Origin of the sequence: Candidatus Photodesmus blepharonis (assembly GCF_000731795.2) — a bacterium.
Taxonomy (GTDB): domain Bacteria; phylum Pseudomonadota; class Gammaproteobacteria; order Enterobacterales; family Vibrionaceae; genus Vibrio; species Vibrio blepharonis.
In genome coordinates this window covers 170,373-188,349 of sequence record NZ_JGVK01000027.1, presented here as the reverse complement: position 1 = coordinate 188,349, position 17,977 = coordinate 170,373, and the positions used below count along the sequence as shown (strand labels likewise).

18 protein-coding genes are annotated in these 17,977 nt (G+C 35.0%); 7 read left to right on the top strand and 11 right to left on the bottom strand.

Going from position 1 to position 17,977, the window contains the following annotated elements; all coding sequences use genetic code 11:
* Positions 1-291 precede the first annotated feature (291 nt).
* From CF67_RS03810 to panP, 5 genes are all read left to right on the top strand, one after another.
* The gene (locus CF67_RS03810; protein ID WP_034414605.1) at positions 292-1,254 is read left to right on the top strand and encodes an ABC transporter permease; all 963 of its coding nucleotides are present in this window, start codon (positions 292-294) and stop codon (positions 1,252-1,254) included.
* The gene (locus CF67_RS03805; RefSeq protein WP_034414602.1) at positions 1,241-2,134 is read left to right on the top strand and encodes an ABC transporter permease subunit; all 894 of its coding nucleotides are present in this window, start codon (positions 1,241-1,243) and stop codon (positions 2,132-2,134) included. The genes CF67_RS03810 and CF67_RS03805 overlap by 14 nt, the downstream gene beginning before the upstream one ends.
* Positions 2,134-3,132, top strand: coding sequence for a peptide ABC transporter ATP-binding protein (locus tag CF67_RS03800; protein ID WP_034414601.1), 999 nt, complete (start codon positions 2,134-2,136; stop codon positions 3,130-3,132). The genes CF67_RS03805 and CF67_RS03800 overlap by 1 nt, the downstream gene beginning before the upstream one ends.
* A complete protein-coding gene (locus tag CF67_RS03795) occupies positions 3,129-3,911 on the top strand; it encodes a peptide ABC transporter ATP-binding protein (protein WP_034414599.1) in 783 nt (260 codons plus the stop codon). Before CF67_RS03800 ends, CF67_RS03795 begins: the two co-directional genes overlap by 4 nt.
* Before the next feature lie 295 nt (positions 3,912-4,206).
* A complete protein-coding gene (panP, locus tag CF67_RS03790; protein WP_034414596.1) occupies positions 4,207-5,832 on the top strand; it encodes a pyridoxal-dependent aspartate 1-decarboxylase PanP in 1,626 nt (541 codons plus the stop codon).
* Positions 5,833-5,920: 88 nt separating this feature from the next.
* Here the strand turns inward: panP and fabV are convergent, their stop codons facing one another.
* Together fabV and glnS are read right to left on the bottom strand one after the other, a co-directional pair.
* On the bottom strand, positions 5,921-7,126 hold the full coding sequence (fabV, locus tag CF67_RS03785; protein ID WP_034414594.1) for an enoyl-ACP reductase FabV: 1,206 nt from the start codon (positions 7,124-7,126) through the stop codon (positions 5,921-5,923).
* A gap of 119 nt (positions 7,127-7,245) precedes the next feature.
* The gene (gene glnS, locus CF67_RS03780; RefSeq protein WP_034414767.1) at positions 7,246-8,919 is read right to left on the bottom strand and encodes a glutamine--tRNA ligase; all 1,674 of its coding nucleotides are present in this window, start codon (positions 8,917-8,919) and stop codon (positions 7,246-7,248) included.
* A gap of 583 nt (positions 8,920-9,502) precedes the next feature.
* Here glnS and CF67_RS03775 point away from each other — a divergent pair.
* Positions 9,503-10,222 carry a DUF2786 domain-containing protein gene (locus CF67_RS03775; protein ID WP_052538106.1) on the top strand — a complete coding sequence of 240 codons (720 nt, stop codon included), beginning with the start codon at positions 9,503-9,505 and terminating at the stop codon, positions 10,220-10,222.
* 56 nt (positions 10,223-10,278) lie between these two features.
* The gene (locus CF67_RS03770; protein WP_034414591.1) at positions 10,279-11,388 is read left to right on the top strand and encodes a phosphoribosylaminoimidazolesuccinocarboxamide synthase; all 1,110 of its coding nucleotides are present in this window, start codon (positions 10,279-10,281) and stop codon (positions 11,386-11,388) included.
* Positions 11,389-11,403: 15 nt separating this feature from the next.
* Here CF67_RS03770 and CF67_RS03765 read toward each other — a convergent pair whose 3' ends face one another.
* The 9 genes from CF67_RS03765 to ccmB all read right to left on the bottom strand — a co-directional run bounded on the left by CF67_RS03765 (position 11,404) and on the right by ccmB (position 17,976).
* Positions 11,404-12,138: an MlaA family lipoprotein gene (locus CF67_RS03765; RefSeq protein ID WP_034414588.1), complete on the bottom strand. Its 735-nt coding sequence runs from the start codon at positions 12,136-12,138 to the stop codon at positions 11,404-11,406.
* A gap of 140 nt (positions 12,139-12,278) precedes the next feature.
* A complete protein-coding gene (locus tag CF67_RS03760) occupies positions 12,279-12,875 on the bottom strand; it encodes a tetratricopeptide repeat protein (RefSeq protein ID WP_052538105.1) in 597 nt (198 codons plus the stop codon).
* 10 nt (positions 12,876-12,885) lie between these two features.
* Positions 12,886-13,284 carry a cytochrome c-type biogenesis protein gene (locus tag CF67_RS03755; protein ID WP_052538103.1) on the bottom strand — a complete coding sequence of 133 codons (399 nt, stop codon included), beginning with the start codon at positions 13,282-13,284 and terminating at the stop codon, positions 12,886-12,888.
* A complete protein-coding gene (locus tag CF67_RS03750) occupies positions 13,281-13,835 on the bottom strand; it encodes a DsbE family thiol:disulfide interchange protein (protein WP_034414586.1) in 555 nt (184 codons plus the stop codon). The genes CF67_RS03755 and CF67_RS03750 overlap by 4 nt, the downstream gene beginning before the upstream one ends.
* Positions 13,836-15,791, bottom strand: coding sequence for a heme lyase CcmF/NrfE family subunit (locus CF67_RS03745; RefSeq protein WP_034414584.1), 1,956 nt, complete (start codon positions 15,789-15,791; stop codon positions 13,836-13,838).
* Positions 15,788-16,276, bottom strand: a complete 489-nt coding sequence (ccmE, locus tag CF67_RS03740) for a cytochrome c maturation protein CcmE (RefSeq protein WP_034414581.1) — start codon at positions 16,274-16,276, stop codon at positions 15,788-15,790. The genes CF67_RS03745 and ccmE overlap by 4 nt, the downstream gene beginning before the upstream one ends.
* Positions 16,273-16,467: a heme exporter protein CcmD gene (ccmD, locus tag CF67_RS03735; RefSeq protein WP_034414578.1), complete on the bottom strand. Its 195-nt coding sequence runs from the start codon at positions 16,465-16,467 to the stop codon at positions 16,273-16,275. Before ccmD ends, ccmE begins: the two co-directional genes overlap by 4 nt.
* Positions 16,468-17,217 carry a heme ABC transporter permease gene (locus tag CF67_RS03730; protein ID WP_034414758.1) on the bottom strand — a complete coding sequence of 250 codons (750 nt, stop codon included), beginning with the start codon at positions 17,215-17,217 and terminating at the stop codon, positions 16,468-16,470.
* A gap of 90 nt (positions 17,218-17,307) precedes the next feature.
* On the bottom strand, positions 17,308-17,976 hold the full coding sequence (gene ccmB, locus CF67_RS03725; RefSeq protein WP_034414576.1) for a heme exporter protein CcmB: 669 nt from the start codon (positions 17,974-17,976) through the stop codon (positions 17,308-17,310).
* Position 17,977 lies beyond the last annotated feature (1 nt).

The window sequence follows — 17,977 nt, the reverse complement described above, 5'->3', positions numbered from 1 at the left end:
AATAAAAATTTCAAAAAAATCTGTTTAAAAAATTTTTAGTCGATCTAGAAAACATTGAGATGCTCGGCACTCCATACCAATGTCTAAGAGCATTACAGGGTAAAGTTTGATGGTAAAATAGCATTGGTAAAGTCTATCCAAATTGGCTAACTAAGCTATACAATAGTCTGACATTTAATAAAATCAATAAGTTTTATGGTTACATAAGTTTTTTAATGAACATAAAACATTTTGAATGCTATTCTCTCATTAGAATTTAATATGCGATTCGTTAATAGACAGGGTAAAATAATGTTGTTCTACACAGTACGTCGTTTAAACCTTTTTGTAGTTACACTTCTGATTTTAAGTATTGTTGGTTTTAGCATTCTAAGGCTTGATGAAACATCTTCTTGGTCAAAAATGTATTTTTGGAGTGGTTGGCTGATCTATGTTTTTGAATTGATAAATTTAAATTTTGGTATCAATCGTAGTGGTGCTCCTATTCTTGAAGAATTACTTATTGTCTTTCCAGCAACACTTGAACTTTGCTTTATAGCATTTTTAATCTCAATATTACTTGGTGTTCCGCTTGGTATGTTATCAGGCATTAAACAAGGTACCTGGATTGACGCTACAATCTCATTTGCTTCAATGGTAGGTTATTCTACACCACTATTTTGGACAGCATTATTATTCATAATGATCTTCTCTTTACACTCTCAAATATTACCTATATCAGGACGTTTCGATTTGCTTTATCAAGTGGAATATGTGACTGGATTTGCCCTTATTGATGTTTTTTTTCTTGAAGAACAATACCGTGTTCATAGCTTAAAAAATATAATTAAACATCTAATTTTACCTTGTTTAGTATTAGCGCTTTCCCCAACAACTCAAGTAATTAGATTAATTCGGAATTCGGTTGCAGAAACAATGACACAAAACTATATTCAAGTTTTAAAAATCAAAGGATTAACAACCTACGCGATTATAATACGGCATGTCTTTAAAAATGCTATTGCACCTATTATTCCTAAAATTGGTATACAACTTTCAAATATGTTGACATTAGCTATTGTAACTGAGTCAATTTTTGATTGGCCCGGTATTGGTAATTGGTTATTGGATGCTCTCGAACACAAAGACTATACAGCTATTCAAGCCGGTGTGATAGCTATTGCAATACTCGTACTAAGCGCTAATACTCTCTCAGACTTATTTTCTGTTATGGTAAATCCATTAGCAAGGAGAAAATGGTGTGCTAACAAATAATATTTATCAGGAAGAACACATTCCAACGCAATTTGAACGTTTTTGGAACAATTTTTGTGATAATGGTTGTGGAATATTTGGTTTATGGTGCTTATTACTTTTAATTTTAATTACTCTTACTTCTCCATGGCTAACACCCTATCAACCTGAAGCTCAAACAGGAGAATCGCTAATACCACCGTCTTGGCATTCACTTGGTAACAGTGAACACTTTATGGGTACTGATAATCTAGGCCGCGATATTTTATCCCGCCTAATTGTTGGTTCACAACTTACTTTCGGTGCAGCTATTGTCATTACCCTGATAGCAGCGATAATAGGTTGTTCTATTGGTATTCTAGCTGGCATGACCAAAGGTCTCTTATCAAGTACTTTAAATCATCTACTTGATACTGTAATGTCAATACCCTCACTGCCTTTAGCAATTATTTTCGTTACTTTTTTGAACTCTAATACATGTAATATTTTTTTTGCAATTTGTCTTGCTCTTATACCTCGCTTTGCGCGTTCTGTTTATATTGCAATGTACGATGAAATGGGAAAAGATTATGTCCTAGCTGCCCGTCTAGATGGAATAAACAAATTTTACTTACTTTGGCATTCAATATTGCCTAATATTTTCATTGTACTAGCAACAGAGATTACCTACGCTCTTTCAGTCGCTATTTTAGATATTGCAGCACTTGGTTTTTTAGGATTATTAGGAGATACTAAAACTCCAACTCTTGAATGGGGATCTATTTTAGGGGATTATGCTGAATTTATCTACATAGCTCCTTGGACAGTCATACTTCCTGGACTACCTATCATACTCTCTGTTATCGCTGTCAATTTAACAGGAGAAGGCATTCGAGAAACACTTAGTGCAGGGGTAGAGTAATGCCATTACTAGATATTCGTCATTTAACAATCGAAATAAATACGTCTCAAGGATTAGTTAAAGCAGTGGACCGTATTAGTCTGACCATAAATGAAGGTGAAATTCGTGGTTTAGTAGGAGAATCTGGATCTGGGAAAAGCTTAGTTGCCAAAGCGATTGTAGGAATCTGTAAGAATAATTGGAAAATCACTGCTGATCGGATATGCCTGAACAACATTGATTTATTACAACTCACTCCAACAGAACGACGTCGAATTATCGCTCGGGACATTGCTATGATTTTTCAAGAAGCATCAACCTGTTTAGATCCTTCTGAAAAAATTGGAAAACAACTCACTGAATCTATTCCCTCAAGTTCTTCCTATTCAAAAAAAATCTGGAAACAATTTAAGTGGCGTCAAAAAGAGGCAATCACCTTGCTACATAAAGTTGGAATTAGAGATCACAAGAGATTAATGGAAAGTTATGCATATGAACTAACTGATGGTGAATGCCAAAAAATCATGATTGCTATGGCGATTGCTACTAAACCAAAAATTCTAATTGCTGACGAACCAACTAACGATTTGGATCCAATTACTCAATCTCAAATTCTACGTTTACTAAGCCGTATGAATCAAGTGAATCGCACGACTATTATGCTCATTGGACATGATCTAACTATGATTACTCAGTGGGCAACTAAAATCACGGTAATATACTGCGGCCAAGCCATAGAGTCAGCTGATACTAACAAAATTTTAAAAGCACCTAAACACCCTTATACTGATGCATTGCTAAAAGCGATGCCAAACTTTGGAAGGTCCATTCCGCACAAGAAAAAACTACAACCTTTAACTGGTTCCATTCCACCTCTAAAACATCTACCCATTGGATGTCGTTTTGGACCTCGCTGCCTCTATGCTCAACAGAAATGTGTTATAGTACCTTCGACCAGAGAAATAAAGCATCATAGATTTTCTTGCCATTTTCCACTAAATATAAAAGAAGTACTATGAGTACTTTGCTTGAAGTAAAAGATCTAGCAAAAAATTTGACCATTTATTCTGGTCTATTTCAAAGAAACATACAACATATAGTAAAACCTGTAAGTTTTTCGTTAAAAAACGGTGAAACTATTGGTTTCATAGGAAAAAATTGCTCAGGAAAATCTACGATAGCACGTATGTTAGCGGGAGCAACAAAACCTACCTCTGGTGAAATTAGAGTCAATGGAAAGCTTTTAAAGTACAAAGATTATAACGTTCGATGCAAGCTAATACGTATGATTTTTCAAGATCCGAATACCTCTTTAAATCCTAGAGCACAAGTCGCTCATACCTTGGAAATACCACTAAAGCGTAATACAAATATCCCGAAAGAGGGACGTATCAAACGAGTAAACGAAACACTGCTACAAGTTGGTTTGCTTCCCGAGCATTCCTACTTTTACCCTCATATGCTGGCCACAGGACAAAAACAACGTGTATGCTTAGCCAGAGCTTTGATCTTGCGACCTTCTATCATTGTAGCAGATGAAGCATTGAATGGCCTTGATATGGCAGTGCGATCTCAAATTATCAATCTGTTTTTAGAGCTGCAAAAAGAAGCAGGTATATCTTTTGTGTACATATCACAACATATTGGAATAATAAAACATATAACTGACAAAATCATTGTCATGAATGAAGGTGAGGTCGTGGAAACTGGAGATACTCAAACAGTTCTATGTAATCCAAAAAATCAAATTACTCAACGTATAGTTAAAAGCTACTTTAATAAAATACCTTCCTACTAATATCTTACCATTACTAACTGAAATTTTTGAGCAATCTCCTCTTACATATCTTCACATAAATACACCGCATTTAATTAAAGAGAGAAGATAAAATCTTTACCCTTTCAATTATAATTTTGAAACATTAAATCTTTCTTGTTTTTTAAAACAATGAGTGTAGAATCCGGATTTACCCCTTTAAATACAAGGTTTAATTGTACCAACTAAGATGTAGATTCTAAGTTGATTTAACAGCTTTACTTAAATTTTTCGCTCTATAATATAACTTAAAGGTAGTCTTTCGACTCTCACTTCCATGGTGCCAGAAAAAATAGCAGATGTGAGCTTGGAGAATATACTTCAAATTTTCACCCTTCCCGAAAAACCTGATTCCACGCTAGCAAAAATGGAAAAACAAATTTCGGAAGATCGAAACCTATTTTTCAGCGAACATATTATCAGTCAAAAAAAAACACTTAATGATATGGAACAAGATTTTTCCAATTCAGCTATCCCAGAACAACCAGAATTTATTTCTAAACATGCTCAACATCTGCTCGATGCTTTAGTGGCGCATTCAGCTTATACATCCTCACCTAGTTTCGTTGGCCACATGACCTCTGCATTGCCCTATTTTTTGATGTCTCTTTCAAAAATTATGATTGCTCTTAATCAAAACTTAGTCAAAATAGAAACCTCTAAAGCTTTTACACCCTTAGAACGCCAAGTGTTAGGCATGTTACATCGACTTATTTATTCAAAAAATGAAACATTTTATTCCAAACGGATGCACAATTCTAAATATTCGCTAGGAGCATTTTGTTCTGGTGGTACCATTGCTAACATTACTGCATTATGGGTTGCTCGAAATAATGCACTAAAAGCTCAAGGAAATTTTACAGGTATAGAGAAGGAGGGTTTATTTAGAGCAATACAATACTATGGATATAGCGGACTAGCAGTATTAGTTTCGGAACGTGCTCATTATTCTCTTAAAAAAGCGGCAGACATACTTGGCATTGGGCAAGAAGGACTAGTAATGATCAAAACAGATTCTGATCATCGCATTGATTGTATTGACTTGCAAAACAAAATTACTACATTAAGAACAAAGAAAGTTAAACCATTTGCAATAATTGGTATAGCAGGTACGACAGAAACTGGTAACATTGATCCTCTTACAGAATTGGCAGCAATTTGTCGAAAAGAAAACTGTCATTTCCATGTTGATGCCGCATGGGGTGGTGCTACATTGATGTCTAATAATCATAGACATTTACTTGACGGTATAGAACTAGCTGATTCAGTTACCATTGATGCACACAAACAACTCTATATTCCAATAGGTGTCGGAATGGTCCTATTTAAAAAACCCGATATCACAAACTCTATTGAATATCATGCACAATATGTGCTGCGTAAAGGTTCAAAAGACTTAGGTACTCGCACTTTGGAAGGATCTCGTTCCGGTATTGTGATGCTTGTATATGCAAGTATGCATATTATTGGTCGATTAGGTTATGAATTGCTTATTGATCAAAGCATAGAAAAAGCCGAACACTTTGCCTCATTAATTAATCAACAATCGGATTTTGAATTACTATCACAACCTGAACTATGCTTGCTAACTTACCGGTACATCCCTCATAGAATTCAAAAAATTCTATCTATGGCCTCTGAAAAAGAAATTATAGAAATAAATGCACTAATCAATGAATTGACTAAATTTATTCAAAAAAGACAACGTGACATAGGAAAATCTTTTGTATCTCGGACAAAACTAAATCCAGTGAAATGGAAACGAATAGAAATAGTCGCATTCAGAGTTGTACTTGCCAATCCTCTAACTACATTAGATATTCTAAAGGATATTTTAATAGAGCAAAGGAAAATTGCGCTACAGGATGCAAAACTTAACGCACGAATTAGGTCATTATTCTGATTAATAAAAACTTTCTGCCAGAAAAAACATCAACAAAGACAAAAATCTGAAACACAGCTCATAGATAATAATTTTTTAAACCTCATGACTAAATGTTAATGATATTACTTTTAACAATTGGGTTAACATCAGTCGTATAGTCTATACCCTTAATCCCGAAACCAAACAGATTTAAAAATTCTTCCTTGTATTTAAGATAATCCGTCAATTCTTTAAAATTTTCTGAAGCAATATTTGACCATACCTTACGACAATGCTCTTGAATATTTTCACGAAGTTCCCAATCATCTAAACGCAAACGATTCTTAAGATCTGTCTTGAGAAGACTATTATCAGTATTTTTACTATATAACTGACTAAACATACGATAAATGTGTTCTACACATCCCTCATGAACACCTTCTTCACGCATCTTTTTAAAGAGTATAGAAATATATAACGGCATCATTGGAATAGCAGAACTTGCTTGAGTGATAACAGACTTAAGCACTGCAACATTGGCGCTACCACCTATTGCTGACAATTTTTCGTTCAGCGCCAACCCTGTATTCTCCAGATCTATTTTAGCTTTACCTAATGTACCATGCCAGTAAATAGGCCAAGTTAGTTCTGTACCAACATAACTGTAGGCAAGCGTTCTGCAACCCTCAGATAGTACACCCGATTGAAAGAGCGCATTGATCCAAAGTTGCCAATCTTCACCACCCATTACACGTACAGTATCTCTAATCTCTTTTTCTGTTGCAGGGTCAACACTTGCCTTAGTAATCAAATCTCTGCTTGTATCCAATGCTATTGATGTGTAGGTTTTGCCAATGGGTTTTAAAACTGAACGAAGCAACTCACCCGTTTGAGGAAGCCTACGCACTGGCGCAGCTAAAGAATAGATTACCATATCGATTTGACCTAAATCTCTTTTAATCAAATTAATCGTTTTTTCTTTAGCTTGATTTGAAAAAGCATCACCATTCAAACTTTTCGAATACAACCCTCTTTCATGTGCCAGTTTCTCGAAAGCCACTGCGTTGTAAAAACCAGCGGTACCTGTTTTTTTATTTATACCTGCCCGCTCAAAAAAAATACCAATAGTTGACGCACTACCACCAAATCCTGAAACTATACGGGAAGACAGACCGTAGCCACTTGAAGAGCCAACAATCAAGACGCGTTTAGGCATATCCTTCATTTTCCCTTGTCTTTCAATATAATTAATCTGTTTTTTTACATTCTCCATACAACCTATAGGATGTGCTGTAGTACAAATAAATCCACGAATTTTAGGCTTAATAACCATATCTAAGCTTCCTTTGATTAGGATAAATGATAATGAATATTTCAAACTAAGTACCCGACTACGTCATACAAATAGACCACCGAAATAGGTATTCATTAGCATAAATTTACTCATCAAAATTATTGATAATCTTGAATTTTACTCCAACTATCACGTAAAGCAACAGTACGGTTAAAAACTAAAGCTTTTGGATTGGATGTTTTTGAATCTATACAAAAATAACCAATGCGTTCAAACTGGAAGCTCTGTTCCGGTTTAGCTGTAATTAAACTAGGTTCCACAAAACCTTGTATTTTTATCAAAGATTTAGGATTAATAACCTTAGAAAAGTTGTTAAAAGTAGAAGGATTGCTAACTGTAAATAAATGATCGTATAGACAAATTTTAGCTGATAAAGCTTGGCCTACTGATACCCAATGAATTACTCCCTTTACTTTACGTTTATCTACAGGTTTTTTACCTAGAGTATTAACATCATAACTACAGTAAATAGTTGTAATATTACCTTGATTATCCTTCTCAATACTTTCGGCTCTAACAATGTAAGCTCCACGCAAACGAACTTCTTGGCCCAATACTAAGCGCTTATATTGCTTACTAGCTTCTTCACGAAAATCATCACGTTCAATCCAAATTTCACGAGAAAACGGTACACGACGAAAACCCATCTCAGCTTTGCAGGGATGATTGGACATCGACAGCATTTCTACCTTATCTTCATCGTAATTTTGAATAATTATCTTAACAGGATTGAGCACCGCCATCACTCGCAACGCACTCTCATTCAAATCATTACGAACACAAGATTCTAAAGCAGTAAACTCAATCATATTTTCTTGTTTAGTTACACCAATACGTTTGCAAAATTCTCGAATTGATCCTGGAGTAAAGCCACGACGACGTAAACCCGAAATGGTTGGCATACGCGGATCATCCCAACCTTCAACTAATTTCTCCGAAATTAATTGATTTAGCTTACGTTTTGACATCACTGTATATTCAAGGTTCAGTCGACTAAATTCATATTGATTAGGTTGACAAGCAATAGTGATATTATCTAACACCCAATCATATAAACGACGATTATCCTGGAACTCTAAAGTACAAATGGAATGGGTAATCCCTTCTAACGCGTCGGAAATACAGTGAGTAAAGTCGTACATAGGATAAATACACCATCGATCGCCAGTTTGATGATGTTTGACAAAACGGATACGGTATAAAACAGGATCACGCATCACAATGAAGGATGAGCTCATATCAATCTTAGCACGGAGGCAGGCCTCACCTTCTTTGAAGCCACCTAAACGCATTTTTTCAAACAGACTTAAATTTTCTTTTATACTTCGCGAACGATAAGGACTAGGTTTTCCCGGCTTGCTCAATGTACCGCGGTATTCACGAATTTTTTCTGGATTCAATTCATCAACATACGCCAGGTCTTTATTTATTAATTCTATCGCATATTCATAAAATTTATCAAAATAATCCGACGAATAGCGAATATCTCCAGACCAACGAAAACCCAACCAATTTAAATCGTTTTTAATTGATTCAACATATTTAATATCTTCTTTTTCAGGATTAGTATCATCAAAACGAAGATTACACTCACCATCATAATCTTGAGCAATACCAAAATTTAAACAAATAGACTTTGCATGACCAATATGTAAATAACCATTCGGTTCCGGTGGGAAACGAGTACGCACTTTACTATGTTTACCATTTGCTAAATCTTTATCAATGATTTGGCGAACGAAATTGGATCGAATAACCTCGCTTTCATTCATCATTTATAGCGCCTCAATAATATTTGTGTAAAAAAAACAACTAACGCTCTTTAAATAAATGCTACCCCTCCACAATGCTACTATTTCATATACGTAGAACTAGACAGACCATATAAAAAATTAAGCAGAACGATAGAATCGACGCTAGTTTTTGCCAGATAATATCTACATCACACTAACAATTATATCGCAACGTATTAAGCTTTTCCATTATCTTTAAATCATATTACCTAAGAAATTAGACAATCTATGCAAATAAATAATATTTTAATTTATACCTAAAACTAAAAATATTTAATGAAAATAGAAGCTGAATTCTTCAGATCCATTACCCTTAGTATACTCTTCATTATTTATAGATAATCGGCTTTAAAAATGAATAGCCCTCACATATCAACAATCATATTTAAATATTTACTAAAATAGTTTTTTTAAGATCAATCCTAACATTTGGAGTTATTAACTGTAAATTGAAACTCTTTACACAACAATGTTCCTGACTGTATAATACTCAGATTCGAGGGTTTTGGCAATTTAGTTTTTTAAAAGATAAACTCAGATTTCATCTTCAGCGTTGATCCCAATGAATAAACAAAAAGCCCTGAAAAAGATCACTAAATGTTTAGAACTGGGAAACTCTGGTAATCTAAACGAGGCAGCAAACGCCATCAAAATGGCGCATGCCCTTATGCTTAAGTATGGTCTTGATAAGGACGACATTCATTTTATAAAAATGGGAAAAACTCAATCTATTCACTTACTTCCTGCAGATATGAGCTCTACGTTGTTAAAAATAATTAGAGGCCTTAATAAAAAATTTGGTGTCGAAGCAGTATTACTGAATCATAAAGGGTTAAAACGTATTGAATTCATAGGGGAGATTGAGTACGCAATTTTTGCTGCTTTTGCGTTTGACGTTCTTTATAAAAGAATGAATGAACACGCAGGTCAGTTCAAGAATAGCTTTATCGGTAGCGGTCTTTCGAACTTAGAAATTATCCGTCGCGTAAATTCTTTTATCTCTGGTTGGATCGAGGGAGCGCTTGAAAAACTCCCGGTTATAATAAGTCAAAACAGACCAAAGGAAGCAGAAAGTAAGATCAATGATTTTATTGAAAAAGAATTTCAAAATATTAATCGTGAGATGTTTAAACAACGATACTATAAAACAATAAAAAACCTTACTGTAGACTATGAAACTGGACTAAAAAAAGGCCGTAAACTTTCAATCAATCGCCCTATAGATGGAAAGAGTGACAGACCTTGCCAATCTGGTTTCTTACCAAAAGTAAAAACAACATAACTGAACTCTATTTCTTAAATTTGAGTCAGATGTTTTTGAAAATAGGAACATATCGAATGGAATTCATAGAAGATAGTAGCATTTTAGCTATTACCGATGATTTTCCAATTCGCACCGATCAACCAATACACAAAGGTAAGGTGCGGTCCGTATATTGGTTAAATCGAAAAGATAGCCAACGTCTGATAAAACAGAAAAAATATAAAGTCCCCCTCAATACACCGCTAGCAATTATGATAATTAGCGATCGTATATCAGCATTCGACTGTGTCTGGTATGGGAAAAACAACATAAAAGGTGTTCCAGGCAAAGGAGCATCTCTTAACGCTATCTCAAACTACTGGTTTAAACTCTTCAAAAAAAACAACTTAGCTGACAATCATATTTTAGATATCCCACATCCCTTAGTTTGGGTTGTGCGAAAAGCCAAGCCTATCATGATTGAAGGTATATGTCGTAGGTTTATTACAGGATCAATGTGGCGCTCCTATAAAGATGGAAAACGCAAATTTTGTGGTCTTACCCTACCAGAAGACCTAAAAGAAAACATGGAGTTACCAAAACTTTTAGTCACACCATCCACTAAAGGAATCATCAAAGGAGTTCCAGGGATCCCTGAAATTGACGATATTCATATTACTCGTGAAAACATCGAAGAAAACTTTTCCGTCTTCAATTTTTTAAAAATGGAAGATATCTCACAATATGAAAAACTCTTAAAGGAAGGATTTTCTCTTATTAGTAACAGGTTAGCAAACGTCAAACTCACTCTCGTTGATACAAAATTTGAATTTGGCTATGTGACTGACGTATATGGTAAACAAAAACTTCTCTATATAGATGAAGTCGGAACACCAGATTCTTCTCGAATTTGGGATACTCAAGCATATCAAATGGGGAATACTGTTGAAAACTCAAAAGAAAAATTTCGTCAACTTCTGCTGAATTATTTCGTAGATTATGATATTTTGCTAAATAAAGAGCGAGTGCTGGAAAGAAAGCAACTAGCACTGAATAGCGAATTACCAGTTTATTTTTTTCAAAAAATGTCAAAGACTTACGTAGACGTCGCTGAAATTATTACTGGGAGTAGAATTGCATTAGCTCAAAAACCTAGAAAAGAAATCATTCAGATATTAAAAAATGAATACAATATCATTGACTGAGAACTTGATTTACAATTATTCATTAAAATACTCGTCGAAATACTCTTCATTCTCATAAAGATCACGATCAACCTCGATTCCAGCTTTAAAACTTCGACTCTGAAGATAGATTTCTCTAGTTAACGCATATGGATCTGGAGAATCTTTCAGTTGCAATTCTAAGGATATCAAAGAAGCTCTAGATTCCATTGCTTCTAATATCCATTTTCCGAAACTCAAGTAAATGTTGAGATAAGATAGTGGTGGATATAAAACATCGGTAACATTCACAAGTTCTCTTATAGTCCAGGGACCATAAATAGGCAAAACTGTGTACAAACCATCTTTTACTCCGTAATACCCAGCAACATCGCTAAAAGCTTTATTAGTATGCCTAACAATACCAATTTCTGAAGCAACATCTATAAAACCTAATAAACCAAATGTACTATTTACTAAAAAACGGCTTAAATGAGCTAATGACTTTGCATTATTTCCCGCTATTAGAGTATTAATTGCACTTGAAGGTTGATCCAAATTACCCAAAAAATTTGAGATCCCGCTTCTAATGAATCTCGGAATATACTCGACGTAAGCAAGAGAAATAGGACGTAAAAGATATGGATCTAAATAATCGTAATTTACAATCCACATAACACGGTTAACTTTCTCTAGTGGATCATCCTTGTTAGTAACAACTTTACTTTTAGGCACTACTGCACACCCTAAAGCTGAAGTAATAAACAAAGAAATAACCAACGCTCGAATCATATAGTATGCCACCGGAAACCGCTTCTATAAAATAAAACGCTATCGACCTAAAAAATAGTACCACATATCAATGAATATTTATTTCATGAATTTCAAATAGCCTTTTAGCTAAGCAGAAAAACTTATCGAAAATAATATAATTATTTTTGATGAAGTTGACTAAAAAGCATATGGGCACGATTTCGATCTAAATTATTTTGCGAAAGCATTAATACCCGAGCATAACTAGACTTTACATCTACATTTTCTGGTTCTAGAACGTACGCCCTTTTCATAGCATCAATAGATGTCTGCAAATCATGGTTCATCAGTGCTATACTGCTCAAAAGTACCCAACCTGCTACATCTTCTGCTTGATGGTGCAATCGCGTGCGCAAACTCAACATAAAATCTCGCATTTCATCATCAGTTAATGAAGAAATCCCGTCTAATACGATCTTTTTAGACAATTTAGGTAAATTATCACTCACTTTCTTCCAATCTAAAACTTTAGAAGCTGCCCCAAATTTTGCGTACATTCCATAAGAAAATATTACCATTAAGAGAATAGACAAAACCAATACCCATACTGGCCAAACTACTGTTTCCTGTTCTTTTTTTTCCAAAGTTTGAGTAAGTACCTGACTTTCCTTGATAAGTAGCTTACAATCATACGTCTTTTTTTGTTTAATTATCGCCAAAATAAGGAGAAAGGAACTAAATAAAATAAGTGCTATAGAGGTTATCCAAAATAACATCGCTACTCCCCTATCTCACTTTCGATTTGCAACTATAGTTAATAATTAGGCCGAAACCGAGAATGATAACAAAAATTGGGCTAATCCAAAGAATCAGAGTAGCAAGAGTTAAAGGCGGGTTATAAGTCACAAAATTACCATAACGAGCAACCATATAATCAATAATTTCTTGCTCTGATCTGCCTTTTATTGTCATTTCATACACTTTTTGGCTAAGACGTTTTGCAAGTTCTGAATTTGAATCGGCGATAGTATTATTCTGACACTCAGGACAACGCAACGTATTACGCAATGCTTTAAACTGAAGCTCTTTCTTTAAGTCATTGAATTCATACATATTGATAGCCGAGTGTACATCTTCTAAGAAAATAAAAATCGTTGTAAGCAGAAAAAAATGGAAGCTTTTCATAACCCAACTTCCCTTAAAAGGCTGTTATACATGGGCATTAATACTGTGTTCCAACTATGCAAATTAATTTCACCTACATGCCGATAGCGGATGATACCATTTCTATCGATTAAAAACATTTCGGGTGCACCATACACACCAAGATCTAAGGACAATGTACCATATTTATCAAAAAGACTAACAAAATAAGGATTCCCTAGCTCATTTAACCATCGTATTGCCTTAACACGTTCGTCTCTATAGTTAAGGCCAACAATTCTCACTTTCTTTTTGGCTAACTCATTTAAGTATTGATGCTCAGCATAACAAGCAGGACACCACGTTGCCCATACATGCAGTAACAGAGGTTTTCCATTAAAAATAGTTTTATCATAAAACTTCCCAGATTCCTCTAAGTCTTCTAAAGTAAATTCAGGTATTGTTTTACCAATCAACACTGATTCTAACTTACTCGGATGATCACCATCCAAATTTTGGTAAAGCTGGATAAACAGTACTACAATTAGGAACACAAATATTGCTAACGGAATAAATACAATTTTCTGTTTCACTTACCATGATCCAGTTTCGGCTAATTTACAACAATGCTTGCGCCTGCCAAAAACAGAAATTAATCCACCTAACACCATAAATAACGAACCGATCCAAATCCAACGTATAAAAGGTTTATAATGAACACGGACTGCCCAGTGCTTCTCATCTAGACGATCGCCCATAGCAATATATAGATCACGCATAATGCCGACGTCAATTGCCACTTCAGTAGTAACTAGGTGAGAAGTAGTGTAAAAACGCTTCTCTGCTTGAAGAGTATTAATATATCTTCCACGTTGGCTTACCTCAAAATCAGCAATATAACCCTCATAGTTAGGACCATCTTTATTGCGTAGCTTTTGAAAATAAAATTCATAGTCTCGAATTTGAAAACGCTCACCGAGTGCTAATTTCACATCACGTTCAATACTATAATTTTCCACTATTACAATTCCGATCACTGTAATGGCTAAACCAATATGAGCAAACATCATCGCCCAATAGGTGGATTTCAACCTATTTATCCCTTTTATAAAATTCTGGCAATGAATAATACGCTCATATAACCCAAAGAAATGCAAAATGACAACCCAAAACACCATTACCAAGCCCGCATATACCATACTTGTATGATGCTCTAAAAAAAAGAATATGACTAATGCACCAAAAATTAAAGAAATCAATCCTGCAATCAATACTGGTTTAATTAGTCTCGATAGACGATCACGTTTCCATCGAACAATCGGTGCAATACCTAAGAAAAATGAAAATGGAATCATTAACCAGGCAAACAATATATTAAAAAACGGAGCACCAACCGACAGTGAGCCTAAACCAATTTGTTTATGCACTAATGGCAATAAGGTTCCAACAAGCACAACAACTAAAGCAGCAATAAATAAAACGTTGTTACCAAGCAACATACTTTCACGAGATATCAGTTCAAAATTACCTTGTACGCGCACTTTTTTCACTTTCAGAGCAAACAATAACAAAGATCCACCAATAACACAGACTAAAAAAAGCAGAATGAACATACCACGAGATGGATCAGAAGCAAACGTATGCACTGATATCAAGATTCCAGAACGTACTAAAAATGTACCAAGCAAACTCAAAGAAAATGTGGAGATAGCTAAGAGTATCGTCCAAATCTGAAAGGTACCACGTTTCTCTGTAACGATGAGAGAATGCATCAAAGCAGTTCCTGCTAACCAAGGCATAAGAGATGCGTTTTCCACTGGATCCCAAAACCACCACCCACCCCAGCCAAGTTCGTAGTATGCCCACCATGAACCTAATGTAATGCCTAATGTTAAGAATAACCATGCTGTAGTTGTCCACGGACGAGACCAACTAAACCATGACGTATCAAAATTACCGATCATCAATGAAGCTATAGCGAATGAAAATGCGACAGAAAAACCAACATAACCCATATATAATATAGGGGGATGAAAAATTAATCCCACATCTTGTAGAAATGGATTAAGATCATTCCCATCAACAGGGAAAAATGGTAACGTACGCAAAAACGGGTTTGAGGTCATTATAATAAACAGCAAAAGACCTGCAGTGATCATTCCCATAATTGATAATACATGGGCAATTGATTTTTGAGGTATACCAGGACTAAAAATCGCTAAGGAAAGAGTCCAACCTGCCTGAATTAATACCCACAACAACAACGAACCCTCATGGGCACCCCATGTTGCACTTAATCGATAGTACCAAGGTAATTGTGTATTTGAATTCATTACTACATAAGATAATGTAAAATCATGGGTATAGAACGCCCATAGTAAAGTAACAAACGATACTAATATTAAACAAAATGTTCCGAAAGATAAGGGTTTAGCAGAGTCAATTAGAATGACATTGCCTCGAGATAGACCAATCAAAGGTAGAACACTTAGTAATATTGCCATACTTAATGAAAGAATTAATGAGAAATGACCAATTTCAGCAGTCATCGAATGTTTCCTTTCTTTTGCTTTTCTGAATACTGAAGAGGTTTATGGGTTTTCTTCATTGCTTCTGCTACTTGAATCGGCATATACTTTTCATCATGCTTAGCTAAAACTTCAAATGCTTCAAATGTTGTTCTATCGACAAGAATACCTTGTGCAACAATTCCCTGACCATCACGAAATAAATCCGGAAGAATTCCATCATAAATAACTGTCACCTTAAATTCTTCATCGCGTAGTTCAAAAACTACTTTTAGAGAATTTACATCGCGCTTAAGAGAACCGTCAACAACTATGCCACCGACACGCAAACGCTGACCAATTTCTGGTTTTTTTCCATTATGTTTCTTACCTTTTACTAACTCTGTCGGAGTATAAAAAAGATCTATGTTTTGCTCCAGTGCATAAAGCATCAAAGCAACAGTTGAAGCAATACCCGAAAATATTAGAAGAACAATACCAAACCGATTACGACATCTGAAAGTCATAAAGTATTCTCCAACTTTTCGATATGTACTTTCCTTTCAACTTTAGCCTGAATTTCAATTAAGAGATTCCGACCTTGACGAACACTGAAGATAAGCAGAACAAACATAGAAAGAAAAGTAACACCAAAGGCAACCCATATATAAATAGTATATCGACCCATACAAAATAATTCGTTCAATTCAAAATACATTTAACTATCTCTCACATTTTTTCTTGCAAGCTCAATAACCCACAAGCGATTTCTCTCTTTACGAATAATTTCATTGCGCATGCGAACCATGATGATCGTAGCGTGAAAAAAAGCAAAACCAAAAATATTAAAAAGCAACGGCCAAAGCATATCATTTGAAATCGAAGGTTTTTCAAACTTAGTAATCGTCGCACCTTGATGAAGAGTATTCCACCATTCCACTGAAAAATGAATAACTGGTAAATTAACCACACCAACAACCGCTAAAACACTAGAGATCTTAACTGCAACTTCTTGATCATTAAATGCATGATGAAGAGAAATCACACCTAAATAAAGGAGAAGAAGAACTAACTCAGCCGTAAGACGTGCATCCCATACCCACCAAGTCCCCCACATCGTTTTGCCCCAAATCGAACCAGTGAACAACGCAAGAAAAGTAAATACGGCACCAATCGGCGCCATAGCAACAACCGCCATATTGGATAATTGAACTTGCCAAACAAGCCCGACAAAAGCAGCAAGTGCCATAGACATGTAAATACTCATAGACAAAATTGCTGAAGGTACATGAATATAAATAATTCTAAATCCATCACCTTGCTGATAATCTGGAGGGGCATACATAAGTCCCCATATTGTTCCAATAGAAAGAAATAACAACGCTAATACGGCAAACAATAAAAATAATTTACCACATATTTGATAAACCGATTCAAATTTTGTGTAAGGATAAAGCCATTTCCACATTAATGTCATTCTCACTGCTTGCTTCTTAATTTCAAAAATAGCCACCATTTATAACCATAATAAAAGAGCGAGCTAAGCTTAATAAAAAAATTAATTTACATTAATACGCAATACCACACTAATTACAAATGGAGTCAAAGTCATAGTTCCCATAAAGATAGCGCCTAACATTGCTAATTGAGCATTATAAGGCATTCCTAAGGAGGCAGCATTAATTGCTGAGGTAGCGAAAATTAAAATGGGTATACTCAGAGGCAATATCAACAAACTAAGTAGTAGTCCTCCTTTAGATAAACCAATTGTTAAACCAACACCGATAGCACCAATAAAACTGAGTGTAGGTGTTCCTACTAACAAAGTTAAAACAATAGCTAACCAAGTATTCAAATCTAGCGATAATAAAACCAATAATAAAGGACTGATTAATATCAGCGGCAATCCAGTGATCATCCAGTGCGCTATTACTTTAGCAAAGACAATTAATGATAAAGGGATAGGCACAAGCATCATTTGTTCCAATGTACCATCTTGAAAATCATCGTGAAATAATCGTTCCAGCGATAAAAGCGCTGAAAGTAAAGTTGCTACCCAAACAATACCAGGAACAATTCGAGAAAGAAGCTTCGGTTCTGGTCCAATGCTCAAAGGGAAAAGGACAATAACCATTATAAAAAAACACAATGGATTAAACATGTCAGATCGACGACGAGAAACGATAAGAAGCTCACGATAAACAATGAGAAGCAACTTTGAAACCATC